Here is an 18,011-nt window from a genome sequence, read left to right as displayed (position 1 = left end):
GTATAGTGCAATCATTATTATTAAAAAGGAGGATCCTAAAAGACCGGATTCTAGGACGGATTATGCTGGCACTTACCGGTATGTCTCTATTGGCTTTGTTCGCTATGGGGGCGGGGCTTTTTTATAAGTCTTCTGCTATATTGAAGGCTTATCCGCTTTGGAACTTGCTGACGAGTACCGAGTGGAGCCCGCTCAACGGAGAGTTTGGCTTTTGGTCGTTTATTCTCTCTTCTATCTACGTTACTGTGTTGGCGGTTGTCATGGCTGTGCCAATTGCATTGCTTACCGCCCTGTTTCTAACAGAGCGATCGCATCCGGTGGTGAAGAAAATAGTTTTTCCTGTATTAGATATTCTGGCAGGTATCCCTTCGGTAGTCTATGGTTTGTGGGGTACACTCCTCATTGTACCTTGGATTGCAGATACGGTGGGGCCTCTATTTGTCGATTACACGAGCGGTTATTCCCTGCTTACAGGATCCATTATTCTGAGTGTGATGATTATTCCGCTGCTGGTAAGTCTCTTTGTTGAACTCTTTTCGACCATTCCTGCCGATTTGAAAGAGGCATCAGCCTCTTTGGGTGCTACACAATGGCAAACCTCCAGATTGGTTGTGCTTCGAAAAGTTTCGCCTGGCATCATTGCTACCATTGTGTTGGCGGTATCGAAAGCTTTTGGCGAAACATTGGCAGTGTTAATGGTTTGCGGTAATATGGTGGGCATCCCTCACTCACCGCTTGATAGTGTTTATCCTTTGCCGGCACTGATAGCGAATAACTACGGAGAGATGCTCTCGTTGCCCATGTATGAATCGGCTCTGATGTTTGCAGCCTTGATTCTGTTTGTCCTTATTTTGTTATTCAATGTACTTTCTCGGATTGTGCTGCATAATGTTGAAAAGAAATTTAAGTTATGAGATTGAAATTTATAGAAGAGAAAGTGATTCATGCTTTGATGCTGTTGGCAACCCTGACGGTACTTGGCTTCTTTGGCAGTATTATCTGGACGATAGCCAAAACCGGCCTCCCTTCGTTAACTTGGGAGATGATCACTTCATTGCCCGGTGGAGGGTTTTATTTGGGAAGAGAAGGGGGAATACTGAATGCCATTGTGGGGTCACTGATGGTGGTAGGAGGTTCTACCGTGCTGGGCTTGCTTATTAGCATTCCCATCGTATTCTATATGAATGTGTATCTGAAGAAAGGCTCACGACTTACCTATCTAACACGCTTATCGTTCGATGTACTTTTTGGTATTCCTTCGATTGTGTATGGAGCTTTTGCCTTTACCCTTATGATTTTCTTCGGGTTAAAAACCTCCCTTTTAGGCGGTATCGTTGTCATTACGATGTTGACTGTTCCCATTTTTGTACGCTCCATGGATGAAATAGCCAAGTCGATCCCCCTAGAACTATTGGAGTCGACTTATGCATTGGGTGCTACCCGGTTGGAGGTATGCAAGGTGGTGCTTCGACAAATAGCTCCCGGTGTAGCTACTGCTACCTTACTCTCTATCGGACGTGCCATTGGCGATGCAGCGGGTGTTTTGTTTACTGCGGGGTTTACAGATAATATCCCGGCAGGGCTCAACGAACCTGCCGCTACCTTGCCTCTGTCGGTATTCTTTCAACTGTCCAGCCCCATCCCCGAGGTGCGCGAAAGGGCCTATGCTGCCGCTTTATTATTAACGATCATCATCTTGATATTGAGCATAACAGGACGAATGGTTACTTCGCGCTTTTCAAGAAACCGAATAAAATAGATGAAATGGAAAATAAAACAATCAAAGTAATTGCCCGAAACAGTCCACTCTCTTTATTACAGGTCAAGGAACTTTTTAGCTTGTTTCCCACTGTTCAGTATCAACTCGAAGAGACTGCTACTTACGGAGACGTGCATAAAGAGATTTCGCTCATGAGTGATGTTGCCGGAGACATTTTTACTCGTGAATTGGATCAAGCTGTATTAAGCGGGCAGGTTGATATAGCTGTACATTCGGCCAAGGATTTACCTTATCCGCTTCCTATAGGGCTCGAATTGTATTGCCTTACCGAGGCGAGCGATCAAAGTGACTCGCTACTGAGTCGTGGTTCGCTAACTCTCGCCGAACTACCTTCAGGCAGTCGTATCGGTACTAGCTCAAAAACACGCAAGGCCGAATTAGAACACCTGCGCAAAGATATCGAGATAGTTGCCATAAGAGGTACGATAGAGGAACGTATCGCTCAGGTAGACAATGGATACGTGGATGCACTCATCGTAGCAACCTGTGCCCTGAATAGGTTAGGACTATCGGGGCGGATATCCGAGAAATTACACTTTCGTACACACCCTTTACAGGGTAATCTGGCGGTGATTGGAGTGGTAAACCGACCGGAATTAAAAGCCTCCTTTTCAGCACATGATATAAGAAACCGATTCGGACAGGTAACCTTGGTTGGTTTCGGACCAGGAAACCCTGAACTGCTTACCTTAGCAGGGGATAAAGCCTTAAAAGAAGCCGATGTGATTTTTCATGATGACTTGGTTGATAAAGCTTATCTCAACAAATACCAAGCAGAGAAAGTATATGTGGGCAAGCGTAAAGGCAAGCATAGCCATCATCAAGATGAAATTAATGAACTAATCTATCGGGCAGCTTTGTCTGGCCGTGCAGTGGTGCGCTTGAAGGGAGGTGACCCAATGGTATTTGCCCACGGCAGAGAGGAGATCGATTATATGCAAAGCCGCTTTGTTCGTATATCTGTTATTCCCGGTATCTCGTCGGGCATGGCATTGTCGGCCTATACGCATATACCTTTAACTCATCGGGGGGTGGCTTCCTCTTTTGCTTTCGTAACCGGACACGAAAAAACAGTGCAAACGCCTTCGGCCGATACGCTGGTGTATTATATGGGGGGGGCTCATCTCGCTGATATAGGCGAAGCATTGATCAGAAGCGGACGACGGCCTGACCTCCCTGTGGCTCTGGTTACTAATGTATCTTTGTCCGACCAGCAAATCTTTTTTTCTACCCTGAAAGAGTTGCAATTTACGGTTGCTCGTTATCCTACCCCAATCTTAGTCATCATTGGTGAAGTAGTGGCTTTTGAAAGCAGTCGTAGTAGGCAAGCTGTACTGTTCACGGGTACCATGGCTCCTTCTAGTACCGATCGCGAAGTCATTACCCATATCCCACTGGTTAGTATCAACAAAAAAGAAATTGTCGAAGAGGTCATAAGTAGCTTGCAACTAACTGATTATGATTGGATTGTTTTTACCAGTCGTTATGGCGTCCGCTATTTTTTTGAGTTACTAAACAAGGTAGGAATGGATATACGCCGACTCTCATCGGTCAAGATAGCATCAGTGGGTCCCGTAACCTCCGACGAGTTACTAAAGCGACACATTTGTCCTGATTTGGAATCATCTACCGAATCGGCAGAGGGGTTGATAGCCTGGTTTACCCAAGAGGGTATAGTTGGCAAACGTATCCTGCTACCCCGTTCTGATAAGGGGATGACCACGCTCTCCGACAAACTTGAACAAATAGGTAACCAAGTTACAAATTTGGTGGTATACGAGAATACACCTCATCCCGAAGTAGTGAAAGTAGACCTTTCGCATTATGATAAGATATTGTTCTCTTCTCCGTCTGGGGTAGAGTCATTTAAGAATCGATACATTCATCTGCCTGATGGAATACCTTTGGTTGGCAAAGGAAAAACCACCAGCAATAAATTAAAAAAAGAACTATATGAAACGTTTCAGAGAATTAAGGAAGACACAAGAAATTAGAGATAATTATGCTGATGTAGCACCCATTCTTCCATCCGATTTTATCTATCCCTATTTTGTAATCGAGGGAGAGGGGGTAAAGGAAGAGATTGGAACGATGAAAGACGTTTATCGTTTTTCGATCGATCTATTACTGAAAGATATTGATGAGGTATCATTGCTGGGTATTGACAAAGTATTATTGTTCGGAGTTATTCCCGAAGCTGATAAAGACGAACAAGGTACAGCTGCTTATCAACCTGATAGTTTGATTTGCCGGGCTATTCGGGCTATTAAAGCACGCTTTCCTCAGATCGTTGTGTTTACGGATGTTTGCTTGTGCGGATATACCTCACATGGTCATTGCGGATTGCTCGATTGTCACAATATAGAGAACGATATAACCTTGCCGCTGTTGGCCGAAATGGCTTTTCAGCATGCTTTGGCAGGAGCAGACTTCGTTGCCCCTTCGGCGATGATGGACGGACAGATTGAAGCTATTCGTCGGCGTCTGAATACAGCAAACTTATCTACCAGAATACTAGCTTATTCGGCTAAATATGCCTCTGCCTATTACGGCCCGTTTCGTGATGCGGCAGGTTCAGCCCCTTCTTTTGGTGACCGTAAAACTTACCAGATGGATTACCGCACGATGAATCAGGGGGTAGAAGAGATTGAAGCGGATATAGAAGAAGGCACCGATTGGATTATGGTGAAACCGGCTTTACCTTATTTGGATATTATATACCGCGCTTCCCGTAAGTTTCCCGCTTATCCCATGGTGGCTTACCAGGTATCCGGCGAATACTCCATGCTGATTAATGGAGCACAACAGGGTTTATTTGATGAAAAGCGTGTTTTTGTCGAAAGTCTTACGGCCATTCGCCGTGCGGGAGCTGCATTGATTATATCTTATTACGCCAAAAGGTATGTTCAATACGGACTATAAAAAACGAAAAGTATGAAAGAAAAAATGACACATTTAAAAGAACTGGAGTCCGAGGCCGTGTATGTCTTGCGCGAAGTAGCCTCCCTGTTTGAGAAACCGGTTTTGTTGTTTTCGGGCGGAAAAGACTCTATCGTTATAGCCCACTTGGCCTACAAAGCCTTTTATCCGGCAGCCATACCTTTTCCGTTTCTACATATTGATACGGGACATAATTTCGAAGAGACTATTCGTTTTCGAGATGCATGGGTAAGGAAGATGGGAGTGAAGCTTATAGTAGGTTCGGTGCAGGAATCAATTGATACAGGAGCTGTAATCGAAGAGACCGGATACAACGCCAGTCGTAATAAACTGCAAACGATAACACTACTCCATACACTGGAGAAGCATAAATTCGATGTAGCGTTGGGAGGAGCACGGCGTGACGAGGAAAAAGCACGTGCTAAGGAGCGTTTCTTTTCTCACCGAGATGCATTCGGACAATGGGATCCTAAGAACCAGCGACCCGAGTTATGGAATCTGTTTAATGGCAAAAAACAGCAAGATGAGCACTTCCGGGTGTTCCCACTTAGTAACTGGACTGAGATGGACGTATGGCAATACATTCTTCAGGAGAAAATTGAATTGCCTTCTTTGTATTATACTCACGAACGTGAGATTTTTAAACGTGAGGGCGTTTGGTTGGCCTATTACCCGTTTATGAAGCTTAAACCCGAAGAAAAGGTAGAGCGTCATAAAGTACGTTGCCGCACGATAGGCGATATCACCTGTACCGGTGTTACCCTTTCTGAAGCAAATACCCTTGAAGATATCATTAACGAAATAGCCTCCTCGAGAGTTACCGAGCGTGGAGGACGTTCGGATGATAAACGCTCGGAGGCATCCATGGAAGACCGAAAGAAAGCGGGTTATTTTTAGTTGTTTTACCTGAAATTAGAAAAAGAAGATGAACGGATATTTAGATATGGAATTGCTACGCTTTACTACAGCCGGCAGTGTAGACGATGGAAAGAGCACCTTGATAGGACGCTTACTGTATGATAGCAAATCAATTTTCGAAGATCAGCTGGAGGCAGTCAAGGTAGCCAGCAAGCACTTGGGAGGCGATGAGGTAAACTTAGCTTTACTTACCGATGGACTCCGTGCCGAACGTGAACAAGGAATTACGATTGATGTGGCTTATCGCTACTTCGCCACACCTCGTCGCAAGTTTATCATAGCCGATACGCCGGGACATATTGAGTACACTCGCAACATGGTGACCGGTGCTTCTACTGCGGATTCTGCCATTATTTTAGTAGATGCTCGTCATGGAATACTCGAGCAGACCAAGCGGCATTCGTATATTGCCTCCTTGTTACGGCTCGACTATGTGGTTGTAGCTATCAATAAGATGGACTTGGTTGATTTTTCGGAAGAGGTCTACAGGAAGATTCAAAAAGAATATGCCTCCGTAGCCGAGAAGCTCGATCTGAAGCAGGTATATTACATTCCTATCTCGGCACGCGATGGAGACAATGTGGTAAACCCTTCAGTTTATATGCCTTGGTACACCGGTGGTACACTGCTGCATTTACTTGAAACCTTACCCTTGAAAAACGGTCTTGAGCAGCTACCCATGCGTCTGCCTGTGCAATATGTGATACGACCACAGAATGTTACATTTCCCGACTATAGAGCCTATGCAGGACGTCTGGCAAGTGGTAAACTGAAAGTAGGCGATAAAGTAACCATACTACCATCACTTACACACTCTACCGTAACAGCCATTGATGAGGCTGATAAAACCCTACAGGAGGCTGCTGCACCCCAATCCGTCGCTGTCAGTTTGGCCGATGATGTGGATGTGAGTCGAGGCTGCATACTGGTGAAACAGGGAGAGGAACCTTGTCATGGATCAGATATCCCTTTGCTGATATGTTGGCTTAATCATTGCCCTTTGTCTCTGAATCACAAGTATATCATTCGCCATGCAACCGGCGAGATGATGGGTATGGTAAAGGAAATTGATTACAAAGTTAATATTAACACGCTCGAACAAGATGGTGTCGATAAACGAGTTGATATGAACGATATCGTGTACGCTCGTTTGAAGACTTCCAAACCTTTGCATTATGACTATTATGCTGAAAATAGGTTGACAGGAAGCCTCGTTTTTATCGATGCATCTACCTTTGAAACGGTAGGTGCCGGAATGATTACAGACCCTACGAAACAAAAGAAATAAATATGGAAAACCCTGAAATAGTAGCAACACAACTCTGTGCAGATTTTGAAAATAAGTCGCCTCAGGAACTTCTGGTATATCTGCTCGAGCGTTTTGGAAATCGTATTGCTTTGGCGTCAAGTATGGGTTTGGAAGATCAAGTGCTGACCGATATGATTGTACGTATCAATCCGCATGCACGTATCTTTACCATTGATACGGGACGACTGTTTCCAGAAACTTATCACTTGATAGATCGAACGAATAACCGATATGATATTCGGATGGAAGTCTATTTCCCCGAGCATAACGCTGTCGAGAAATATGTAACAGACAACGGTATCAATGCCTTTTACGAGAGTGTAGATAAGCGTAAAGCCTGTTGTGGCGTTCGTAAGATAGAGCCGTTGCTCCGAGCCTTTGCTACGCTCGATGTGTGGATTTGCGGCTTACGTAACCAGCAATCTGTAACACGTACAGGTGTAAAGAGTGTGGAATGGGATGCCACTAATCGGTTGATTAAAGTAAACCCGTTGGTACATTGGACAGAAGAACAAATGTGGCATTATATACGTGCACATAATGTACCGTTTAATGTTTTACACGAAAGAAATTTTCCTAGCATTGGCTGTCAGCCTTGTACCCGTTCGGTTGTGCCGGGCGAAGACATCCGTTCCGGTCGTTGGTGGTGGGAGAGCCCTGAACACAAGGAGTGTGGTCTGCATCGCAGGTAAATAATAAAAAACAGTTTATGAATACAGACAATAACCTCATTTTTCTACCGGTTTCTCTTAATATCACCGGAAAGAAAATTGTGATAATAGGTGGGGGTAAGGTAGGAATGCATAAAGCAACGATCCTTAGCCGCTTTACAAAAGAGGCAACCGTTTTTTCGCCAGACTTTCGTGAAGGATTTCGTGCGCTACCCTTCACATTAATACAGAAGAAGTACGAGAAGGAAGATCTTCGGGGCGTATTTTTGGCCTATATCTGTACTGAAAATGAAGTACTGAACCGACAAATCAAACAAGATGCCCAGGAGTTGGGAGTGCTGGCCAGCGTATGTGACAATCCGGCTTTATGTGATATTGCTTCACCTGCCATTTACCAAGAAGGGGCGATTTGCATTTCGGTTTCCTCCAATGCAACCGATGTGCGCAGATCGCTCCGAATACGTGACCGGATTATAGAATGGGTGCAAATAGATAAAGAGTCTCTTAAATAACAAACCAATATGATTCAAAGTAAATCAATCAATCATGCCGACTATACGCTTGCCGAAAGAGAAAACCTATCGGCAACTATAAAACTGGACCAAAGTGTGCCACACGTGCTGTTGGCTACCTGCAATCGTGTCGAAGTATATTGGGGCGAAGGCGAAATACCTGATAAACTGGCTCGTCACTTGTTCAGAGTTGCTTCCGGACTGGAATCTTCGCTCATTGGTGAGCGTGCCATACAAGGGCAACTGAAGCAGGCGTATGTGCAGGCAGCAAGAAATTACTCCCTATCGTCTTCGCTTAACCGATTGTTTCAGACGGCTATACACGTAGGTAAGCGTGTGCGAACCGAAACAAAAATTGCCGAGGGAGCTGTTTCGCACAGTCAGGTTACTGTCGATATGCTAGGTGAGTATGGTATCGATTTGAAAAACAAAATAGTGGGTATTATCGGCATCAACAAATTGACGGAGAATATACTGAAATTTCTTACGGCCCGAGGTGCAGTCAATATATATCTATCTAATCGTAATATCGAAAAAGCCGTTGAGATGGCTCGAAAGTATAATGGTACAGCCATGGCGTTAGACAAGAAGAGGGACTTACTCCGTTTCTCTCATGTGCTCATTTGCGCTACTTCTGCTCCCCATTCGCTCATTCATCCTGCAGACTTCCCCCAAGACAGAGGTGAAATACTAGTATTTGATCTTGCTTTTCCGCGCGATGTGGATCAGTGCGTAGGAGACATGCCGGGCATCACCTTGTATAATATCGAAGATATCGAACATTTTGCTAAACAAACGCTCTCGTATCGACAGAATGAAGTAAAAAGTGCAGAAAAGATTATTGAAGAAGAGATGGCCAAGTTAGGCAAGTGGCAGGAGGTGAAAAAAACGTTGCTTATTGACTCATCATTCATAAAACAAACTTCCGAATGTTAAACAGAACAAAATCTATTGCAGCCTATAAAGAGGCATTGAAGTATATTCCCGGAGGGGTAAACAGTCCCGTGCGTGCCTTAAAAGCTGTGGGAGAGAATCCTCTTTTCATTGAGCGAGCCAAAGGAGTAATATTGACAGATGTGGACGGTAACGATTATATCGATTTTTGTTTATCATGGGGGGTGTTTATTCTCGGATATGCTCATTCAGCGGTTTTGCGTACTGTTAATCAATCGATTAAACTTGGAACTAGTTATGGTATTCCTACTTTACAGGAAACAGAACTCGCTCGTAGAGTCAATCATTTTATCCCCTCGATGGAACGTGTGCGTTTTGTTAATTCGGGTACTGAAGCGGTGATGTCGGCCATCCGTCTGGCTCGGGGATATACCAACCGAAATCTGATTGTGAAGTTTGTCGGATGCTATCACGGACATGTCGATCATCTGCTTGTTGGTGCCGGATCAGGAGTGACTACTTTAGCTAGCGCTTTATCTGCCGGTGTTCCAGATGCGTTTGTGGCATATACGCTATGCCTTCCCTTCAATGATAAAAAGGCGGTCGACCATCTGTTTAGTATTCACGGTAAGGAAATTGCAGCCGTCATCGTAGAGCCTGTACCTGCCAATATGGGCGTAGTACCTTCCCAAAACGGTTTCCTGCATTACCTTCGTGAAGTGACTCTCGCTTATGGCGCTCTGCTTATTTTTGATGAAGTGATTACCGGTTTTCGTCTGACAGCCGGTGGGGCTCAACAATTATTTAATATTACGCCCGACCTAACTACCGTAGGAAAGATTGTAGGTGGTGGGTTTCCTGCTGCAGCCTTTGGTGGAAGGGCAGATATTATGCAAATGTTGGCACCTGAGGGGGATGTTTATCAGGCGGGTACACTATCTGGAAATCCGGTAGCAATGAGTGCTGGGATAAAGACTCTTGATCTCCTCTCTCAACAAGGTGTATACGATGCGTTGAATAAAAAAGCAGGTCGGTTTGTTGAGCAATTGAGAAAGCAACTGGCTGGTAAAGGTATCGTTATTAATGCTGTTGGAAATATGTTCACCTTATTTTTCACCGAAGGTGAAGTGAATAATTTTGAAGATGTGAGGCAGTGCGATACCGTTCGCTTTGGAAGTTTTTTTCGCTATATGTTAGCACATGGCGTCTATTTGTCTCCCTCACAGTTCGAAGCTTGCTTCGTATCTGTGGCTCATACTGAGAAACAATTAGATAGAGTAGCCAGTATTGCCGGGAATTTTAATGGATGATCGTTAAGATAATCATACAATACCACATATGTGGTATTGTATGATTATGAAGCCATTACTATATTTGCAGAGGCATAAATTTTCGATGGAGCAACTAGTATAGCTGTAAGTGCTCCGGTGATTAAACCAAAAGATAAAAAATGGATAATGATAAACACCGATACTACATTTATTATTGCAGATAATCAGGATATAACCAGAATGGGATTACGCCAATATATCTCTATGACTTTTACAGAGTATCGTATTGTGGATGTCGTGGATAAGAAGGGGCTGACACTTGCGCTTATAGAGCATAGTAAACCTGTGGTTATTCTTGATTATATACTGTTCGACCTGAATGGCATAGAAGAGTTCTTCATTATTGGAAATCGCTTTTCAGGTGCTTCTTGGATTCTATTTTCTAATGAATTTAGTGATGACCTTATCCGTCAACTGAGTGTAAAAAGGAATATAGGTATGATTTTGAAAGAGAATTTAGGTGAAGAGATCTGTTCTGCTCTAATTTATGCTGCGCGCGGCGAACGTTTTCTATGTAATCAGATTACTAATTTACTGATTATCGATATTAACAAGCCTAAAATTCATTCCATACTGACTGCCACAGAAATTGATATACTAAAACTGATTGTACGCGGAAAATCAGTAAAAGAAATAGCGATGGAGCGTATCTCTAGCACTCATACCATTATTACTCATAAAAAAAATATTTTCAGGAAACTTGGAACAAACAATGTATACGAAGCGACTAAATATGCCCTACGTGCCGGACTGGTGGATATGGTAGAGTATTATATTTAGCGATGAATGAATTATGTGATAAGAGATTAGTGGTATTAAAAGGAAATCGTTGAACCGTCAATAACTGTTTTGAAAGCTTTTTATTTACTTGTATTGGGTATGTGCCAACAAATCAATATCTTTGTTGAAATAACAAAGAAGAAATATGAATTACAGAATATTAGGTAAAACAGGTTTCCGTGTGAGCGAGATATCATTGGGTACCTGGCAACTCGGCTCTAAGTGGGGTGAGGAGTTTAATGAGCAGAATGCGATGGATACGCTCGAAGCCGCCTATCAGGCAGGAATTAATTTTATTGATACGGCCGATATTTACCAAGGAGGAGAAAGTGAGCGCGCCATAGGTAAGTTTCTGAAAACGAAAGAGGAAAAGATTTTTGTCGTGACCAAATGTGGACGCAAGCTTGACCCACATTGTGCTCAGGGATACAATGCAGAAAACATCAACCGGTTTGTAGAAGATTCTCTGCGCAATATGCAGGTGGATAGTCTCGACCTTGTGCTGTTGCACTGTCCGCCTTCCGAAGTGTATCACAACAAAACGGCTTTTGATGCCTTGGACCGACTAAAAGCTTCCGGAAAAATACAACACTACGGAGTCAGTGTAGAGCGTATCGACGAAGCGTTGCAGGCACTCGAATACGATATCTCGGCTATCGAAATTATCTTTAATATGTTTCGCTTGCGTCCCGCTCAGGAATTGTTTGAACGTGCGCAAGAGAAAAATGTAGGCATTATTGTGCGTGTGCCCTTAGCAAGCGGATTGCTTACCGGTAAATACACCGCTGCTACTACCTTCGGAGCTGCCGACCACCGTTCGTACAACCGCAATGGAGAAGCTTTTGACAAAGGAGAAACATTTTCGGGTGTCGATTATACTATCGGGTTGCAAGCTGCCCAAGAGCTTAAAGAAGGATTACAAACAGACAATCTCGCACTGTCGGCCTTGCGTTATATTTTGATGTATCCGGCTGTGAGTAGTGTTATTCCGGGTGCTAGCTCTCCGATGCAGATCACTCAGAATGCCCGGGCTGCTATGCTTCCATCTTTCACTCCCGCTCAAATGCAGCTGGTGGAGCAGGTTTATAATTTGCATATCAAACCGTTGGTACACCATTTGTGGTGATTTTTGCTATACTGCGGGAAGCTCGAAGAACTCTTCGGACTGCCCGCAGTCTCTTTGTACTAGTCGGATGCTCTTTTCCTTTAATACATATCAACATTCGACCTCTCTTTCCTTTCTATTGATTATTCCTTTATTTAGACTTATTCGGTGAACTCAAAGTCAGTTTGAATTGTTTGTTAGTAACGGGCAAGATTAATTTCAAACGATTAGAACAATGGCTGAATACGCAGAAAAAAACAATAATTACAATACGGTCGTTAACGGAAAGATTCTTTACTATTCGTTTCTTGCCGGTGCGAACCAGCTACTTCAGCATCAGGCGGAAATAAATAAGATCAACGTTTTTCCGGTAAATGATAAAGATACCGGAACCAACTTAGCTGCTACTGTTCGATCTGTATTAGACAACATCAAACCGCACAAATCGTATAAAACGACAGTAAATGAGATTGCAGAAGCAGCATTGGTCGGAGCCAGAGGCAACTCGGGTGTTATTTTTGCTCAGTTTTTATATGGGCTGAGTTGTGAAACAAAAAACAAAGCCGGAATCAATATCACCGAATTTGCCGAAAGCGTTTGCCGGTCGATTCCTTATATTTATAGGGCTATTTCGAATCCTGTCGAAGGCACTATGCTAACGGTTATTAAAGAGTGGGCAGAGTTTCTTAATACGAAGAAAGAAAAGATTCATGATTTTAAAAATGTGATAATCGACTCTTTCTGCGTGTTGGAGAAATCCTTATCCGAAACCACCTTCAAACTAAAGGTGTTAAATAAATCGGGCTTTGTCGATGCAGGAGCAAAGGGCTTTGTGTTGTTCATGAAAGGGATCATTGATTTTGTGCGAACCGGCAATATTCGGCAGTTGGCTGTCGGTTTTCAAACAAACATTTCTCTTATTCACCCTGAGCATATGGTCGATCAGGAAATAACTTATCGCTTCTGTACCGAAGCTATCATTAAAAACTTGAGGGTTGGCCATGCTGAGATTCAAAAAATAGTAAGTAAAAACGGTGATTCGGTAGTGGTAGCCGGTTCCGAAACGATTTGCCGGATTCATGTTCATACCAATCGGCCCGCTGAACTTTTTCAGGAGTTGAAAGCGTGTGGTACTATTACTTTTCAGAAAGTCGACGACATGGTTCGACAACAGGAAGCGGCTACCAAACGCAAATGGAATATTGCATTGGTGACTGACTCTTCTTGCGATCTGGCGCAGGAATTGATTGATTATTATCAAATAAACGTTGTTCCGCTCAATCTGAATTTCGGTGACAATCATTTTTTGGATAAAGTAACGATGATTCCCGATCAATTTTACGATATGCTTGAATCGGCAACCGAGTTTCCTAAAACGTCTCAAATAAACGAACAGACGTTCACTAATTTGTACTCCCATCTGGCTTCGCATTACGATGCTGTTATTGCAATACACCTGACCAGTCAATTCAGTGGAACTTTTAGTAATAGTGCAAAAGCCGCCAAGCGTATTTCGAAAGAGTTTAATAAGCCGGTCTATGTGATTGATTCTAAAAATTTATCTGGGGCATTGGGGCTGCTTGTACTGAAAGCTGCAAAAAACATTGAAGCCGGCCAAACGGCTGATTCTATTGTGAAAATGATTACTGACGATAGGGCGCAAACAAAGATATTTGTCAGTGTTCGCGACCTGAAGTATATGATTAAAGGAGGACGAGTGTCGAAGCCCAAAGGTTTTATCGCCAGTCTGCTTGGCTTTAATCCGGTTATTTCTATGGACGAGCAGGGTAAATCACTCTTGTTTGGGAATACCTTCAGCCAGCACTCCAGTTTAAAAAAAATAATGAGCCATATCGAAGATATAAGTAGGCGGAAAACGGTATGGAACTATATTGTGTTACATGCCCACAACCCCGAAGGTGCTGAAAAAACAGCCCAAGATATGAGGAAACTGATCGGTAAAAACGCCGCCTCTATTGTTGATATTTCGCCTGTTATTGGGATGCATGCAGGCAATGGATCGATAGCAATCTCTTTATTATTAACTAATTAAATGAAAACGTAATGTTAACACTCTTTTTACAGGCATCGCTTATTATTTTGGCTCTTTTTACGCTTTTATGGCTTTTGAGCGTTCAACTGAAGAATGTAAGTATTGTTGATCTTTTTTGGGGAGTCGGCTTTGTGGTGGTCAATACGTTTTATGTATGGATGTCGGGCGATTTGACTCCTCGAAAAATACTGATGCTCGTTTTGGTTACTATCTGGGGGATGAGGTTGTCTATCTACCTTACCTGGCGAAATAAAGGGAAAGGCGAGGATTTTAGATACAAAGAGTTCAGAAGAAAATATGGCACCGAACGCTATTGGTGGATTAGCTTTTTTCAGACCTTTTTATTGCAGGGGGTATTGACTATGCTGATTTCATTGCCTTTACTGGGTGTTAGTATGGGCAATCAATCAGATGCTCTGGCTGTGCTCGACTACTTGGGCATTCTGGTCTGGCTTGTGGGGTTTACTTTCGAAGCTGGGGGTGATTATCAATTGTCGCGTTTTAAAAACAATCCTCAAAATAAAGGAAAGGTACTGTCTTATGGATTCTGGAAATATACCCGACACCCCAACTACTTTGGTGATTCGGCCGTGTGGTGGGCTTACGGTATATTCAGTATCGCTGCCGGAAACTACTGGCAGGTGCTCGGTTCTGTGATAATGACTTTGCTCATTATCAAGGTTTCGGGCGTGGCTCTGCTCGAAAAGACATTGAATCATACCAAACCGCAGTATAATGAGTATGTAAGAAAAACAAATTCTTTTTTCCCTTGGTTTCCTAAAAAATAAAAGCTCATGGAATTAACTAAAAATCTTTGGCTCATTCTGTTTATAGCTTGGGGGCTTCCCTTGGGATATTACAGAAGTAAGTTTCGCAAGCTGGTATATCAAACCGATAGTTGGATGATTAATATCAAACCCGTATTCTGGTTGGAAATCAAAGGGCTATTTGGAAATCTGTATCCCGAAAATAAGAAATACAGTAAATTCCGAAACTTTTATTTGTTCTATCTTTTAGTCTATATCGTTCTTTTTATTATTTATTTTAATATCGACACCATGAAAGTAGTGGAAGGAAGCAAAGTACCGGCATTTGAACTCAAAAATCAATATGGCGAATTATTCTCATTAGACTCTGTAGTAGGAAAGAAGAATTTAGTAATCTACTTCTACCCGAAAGACGATAGCCCCGGTTGTACAAAGGAAGCTTGTTCCTTTCGCGATCAGTTCGCTGTGTTTGCCGATGCCGATGCGATGATCATTGGGATTAGTGCCCAATCCGTGGAAAGCCATTTGGCATTTGCTAAGAAGCATCGGTTGAATTATCTTCTGCTCAGTGATACGGGCAATAAGGTGCGAAAATTATTTGGTGTGCCAAGCAATCTATTTGGGTTGATTCCCGGAAGGGTTACTTACATAGTCAATAAAAAGGGAGAAGTCGTTTATCTGTTTAATTCTCAAATGGATGCGGAGAAACATGTGGATGAGGCTGTACGTATTTTGCAAGCAATGAAATGAGAGTACAGATTGAAATACTATTTGTTTTAGCCACTTATTTAGTAGGCTCCATTCCAGTAGGATATCTATTGGTTCGATACGTAACCGGACAAAATATTCGGGAGTTGGGAAGTGGAAATATCGGTTCTACCAATGTAAGGAGAATAGCCGGTAGAAAAATTGCAGCCATTACCCAATTATTGGACATGGCGAAAGGGCTCTTACCCGTCGGTCTATATCTTTATTTAACGTATGATCTAAATGTGACTTATTATCAAAATATAGTATCCGATTTATCCATCTATTATGTAGCGTTTGCCTCTATTTTGGGGCATGATTTCAGTATTTTTCTGAAGTTCAAGGGAGGAAAGGGAGTAAACACGACATTGGGTGCTTCCGTTTTACTTGCTCCCTATTCGGTTTTTATCTCGGTGGCATTTTATTTTATCACTAAATGGTGTTTTAAGTATGTTTCGTTGGCCTCTATCGTTCTGGCCATTACGATGGTTGTCAGCGAGTTTGTTATTTATGGAATAACTCCAACAGTATATTATTTGCTGGTTTGTATGATACTTATTATTGTTTTACACCATAAAAATATCAGCCGTTTATTACGTAATCAGGAGCTCCCATCCCAACGGTTACCGTAATGGTAAATGGAAGATGCATACAACTGAGTTAAGAGGGAGAGGGAGAATTTTAACAATTCTCCCTCTCCCTCTTGTTTACATAGCTTACGGATTCTGTATCATATTCGGATTTGCATCGATTTCCGCCTGCGGTATAGGTAGTACTACGCGAGGATCTGATGGAGTAATGGTTGCCGCCTGTACCGACAAGGTGGGTAGGTGCCATCCACCGATTCGGCTAACGGACTTTCCGTTGCGCAGGTAATCAAAGAATGCCTGTCCTTCGCCAACCAACTCTCTGCGGCGTTCTTGCAAAATACGTTCCAGTGTAAGTTGTGAGGCTGATACTGATTTTTCAGGATTAGAGCGGGTGACGATGGCATTGAGGTAAGTCAATGCCTCTTCGCTATTGCCAAGTTTGAAAGCAGCTTCGGCAGCATTCAGATAAACCTCGGAGAGGCGAATGACGCAAATGTCATTGTCTTGTGGATTGCCGGTGGTTACATCTCCTGTTTTTCCCGGATACTTAATCAGGTATTTAGGGTGCCCTGCCGACTGAATGGGTTCTACGTCTTCGGTCGGTTTTTCGGGTAGTCGGGTTAGTGTGTGGCGTACGTCTTTGGGGTCTTCATTGAGTAAGTCGAGAAAGGCTTTGGTCAGCACCAGGTTGTTCCAGTCTTTGGTATTATCGGCATATACCATCGGTGCACCTTCGCCTCCGCTGCCACCTGCCGGCTCGGACAAGGTATAATAAAATTCAAAAAGCGACTCGGAGTTGAAGTCCTTTCCCCATACACGAGGATATTCGTCGTGCGTGAACAACGTATAGATACCACCATTGTTTATCACCTCTTTGGCATACTTCAGTGCTTGCGCATTGTTGTTCATGTTGAGATAGATGCGCGAGAGTAATGCTTTTACGCTCCAGCTGTTTTGATACCCGTCGTGTTTGCTATTCGACAGATGAGGCAATGCCTGCTCCATGTCATTGATTACTTGAGCATAGCATTCGGCAACCGTATTGCGTGTCGGCTGATGGGTGGGGGGAGTGGTGGTGGTTTCGATGGCAACACCTAATGAGCTTCCGTTGTTAAGCGTATATGGCATACCAAAGAGCTGAGTGAGGTGGAAAAGAGCGAGCCCTCTCATGCTCAATGCTTCGGCTTTGATACGATTGAGTTCGGTGGTATTGTCGGTAATCACTTTTCCGGCGTCTATCTTTTCGATCAGGCTGTTGGCTTGATGGATAACGATATAGGGTTGGTTCCAAACACGGGTGACGTTGAATGCGTCATCCGCCGTTACGTTAAACTCGTAGTAAGGAGAGACTCTTCTGCCGGCTCCTTTACTGATGCGTGCTTGTACGTCTTCTCCTCTGCAATCGGCATAGTACAGATAGTTATCGCCATAATAGCTGTGCGAGGCAGCCAGTCGGTATATGCCGTTAAGGGCTGTTTGCGCATCGTTCAGTGTGCTTACTGCTTGCTCGCTCGTGACAGAAGTCGATGGATTCAGGTTAAGCCAGTCGCCTGTACAGGAGTGAAGCATAAGCGAAGAGGCTGCGATGATATAGAGTGATAAACGTTTCATAAT

General features: G+C 43.3%; 17 protein-coding genes. 16 read left to right on the top strand and 1 reads right to left on the bottom strand.

All coding sequences use genetic code 11. From position 1 onward, the window contains the following. Positions 1-62: 62 nt before the first annotated feature. The 16 genes from pstC (at position 63) to plsY (ending at position 16,439) form a co-directional block, all read left to right on the top strand. Positions 63-914, top strand: coding sequence for a phosphate ABC transporter permease subunit PstC (pstC, locus tag TY03_RS03910; protein ID WP_042367618.1), 852 nt, complete (start codon positions 63-65; stop codon positions 912-914). Continuing rightward, complete coding sequence (locus TY03_RS03905) at positions 911-1,759, top strand: PstA family ABC transporter permease (protein ID WP_042367616.1); 849 nt, start codon at positions 911-913, stop codon at positions 1,757-1,759. The genes pstC and TY03_RS03905 overlap by 4 nt, the downstream gene beginning before the upstream one ends. Before the next feature lie 5 nt (positions 1,760-1,764). Continuing rightward, a complete protein-coding gene (gene cobA / locus TY03_RS21720) occupies positions 1,765-3,774 on the top strand; it encodes a uroporphyrinogen-III C-methyltransferase (protein ID WP_074434131.1) in 2,010 nt (669 codons plus the stop codon). Next, positions 3,734-4,702, top strand: a complete 969-nt coding sequence (gene hemB, locus TY03_RS03895; protein ID WP_042367614.1) for a porphobilinogen synthase — start codon at positions 3,734-3,736, stop codon at positions 4,700-4,702. The genes cobA and hemB overlap by 41 nt, the downstream gene beginning before the upstream one ends. A gap of 12 nt (positions 4,703-4,714) precedes the next feature. Further along, positions 4,715-5,617, top strand: a complete 903-nt coding sequence (gene cysD / locus TY03_RS03890) for a sulfate adenylyltransferase subunit CysD (RefSeq protein WP_042367612.1) — start codon at positions 4,715-4,717, stop codon at positions 5,615-5,617. 28 nt (positions 5,618-5,645) lie between these two features. After that, on the top strand, positions 5,646-6,926 hold the full coding sequence (locus TY03_RS03885; RefSeq protein ID WP_222860396.1) for a sulfate adenylyltransferase subunit 1: 1,281 nt from the start codon (positions 5,646-5,648) through the stop codon (positions 6,924-6,926). A gap of 2 nt (positions 6,927-6,928) precedes the next feature. After that, on the top strand, positions 6,929-7,639 hold the full coding sequence (locus TY03_RS03880; protein ID WP_042367610.1) for a phosphoadenylyl-sulfate reductase: 711 nt from the start codon (positions 6,929-6,931) through the stop codon (positions 7,637-7,639). Between the two features lie 17 nt (positions 7,640-7,656). Continuing rightward, positions 7,657-8,130: a precorrin-2 dehydrogenase/sirohydrochlorin ferrochelatase family protein gene (locus TY03_RS03875; protein ID WP_042367608.1), complete on the top strand. Its 474-nt coding sequence runs from the start codon at positions 7,657-7,659 to the stop codon at positions 8,128-8,130. A gap of 9 nt (positions 8,131-8,139) precedes the next feature. Next, complete coding sequence (gene hemA, locus TY03_RS03870) at positions 8,140-9,066, top strand: glutamyl-tRNA reductase (protein WP_042367606.1); 927 nt, start codon at positions 8,140-8,142, stop codon at positions 9,064-9,066. Beyond that, positions 9,060-10,334 carry a glutamate-1-semialdehyde 2,1-aminomutase gene (gene hemL, locus TY03_RS03865; RefSeq protein ID WP_042367603.1) on the top strand — a complete coding sequence of 425 codons (1,275 nt, stop codon included), beginning with the start codon at positions 9,060-9,062 and terminating at the stop codon, positions 10,332-10,334. The genes hemA and hemL overlap by 7 nt, the downstream gene beginning before the upstream one ends. Before the next feature lie 150 nt (positions 10,335-10,484). Further along, the gene (locus TY03_RS03860; protein WP_081713076.1) at positions 10,485-11,135 is read left to right on the top strand and encodes a response regulator transcription factor; all 651 of its coding nucleotides are present in this window, start codon (positions 10,485-10,487) and stop codon (positions 11,133-11,135) included. Positions 11,136-11,280: 145 nt separating this feature from the next. Continuing rightward, positions 11,281-12,261: an aldo/keto reductase gene (locus TY03_RS03855; RefSeq protein ID WP_042367601.1), complete on the top strand. Its 981-nt coding sequence runs from the start codon at positions 11,281-11,283 to the stop codon at positions 12,259-12,261. A 214-nt stretch (positions 12,262-12,475) separates the two neighbouring features. After that, on the top strand, positions 12,476-14,293 hold the full coding sequence (locus TY03_RS03850) for a DAK2 domain-containing protein (RefSeq protein WP_042367599.1): 1,818 nt from the start codon (positions 12,476-12,478) through the stop codon (positions 14,291-14,293). Between the two features lie 11 nt (positions 14,294-14,304). After that, positions 14,305-15,081, top strand: coding sequence for a DUF1295 domain-containing protein (locus tag TY03_RS03845; RefSeq protein ID WP_042367598.1), 777 nt, complete (start codon positions 14,305-14,307; stop codon positions 15,079-15,081). Between the two features lie 6 nt (positions 15,082-15,087). Beyond that, positions 15,088-15,810 (top strand): peroxiredoxin, encoded by a 723-nt coding sequence (locus TY03_RS22795; protein ID WP_222860395.1) that lies wholly within the window; start codon positions 15,088-15,090, stop codon positions 15,808-15,810. After that, positions 15,807-16,439, top strand: a complete 633-nt coding sequence (plsY, locus tag TY03_RS03835) for a glycerol-3-phosphate 1-O-acyltransferase PlsY (protein WP_042367596.1) — start codon at positions 15,807-15,809, stop codon at positions 16,437-16,439. Before TY03_RS22795 ends, plsY begins: the two co-directional genes overlap by 4 nt. 84 nt (positions 16,440-16,523) lie before the next feature. Here the strand turns inward: plsY and TY03_RS03830 are convergent, their stop codons facing one another. After that, entirely contained in the window at positions 16,524-18,008 is a 1,485-nt protein-coding gene (locus TY03_RS03830; protein WP_042367595.1) for a RagB/SusD family nutrient uptake outer membrane protein, read from the bottom strand. Between the last annotated feature and the right edge of the window lie 3 nt (positions 18,009-18,011).

The sequence above is a fragment of the Bacteroides neonati genome, assembly GCF_000499785.1.
Classification (GTDB): domain Bacteria; phylum Bacteroidota; class Bacteroidia; order Bacteroidales; family Bacteroidaceae; genus Bacteroides; species Bacteroides neonati.
This window is presented reverse-complemented; position numbering and strand designations above follow the sequence as displayed.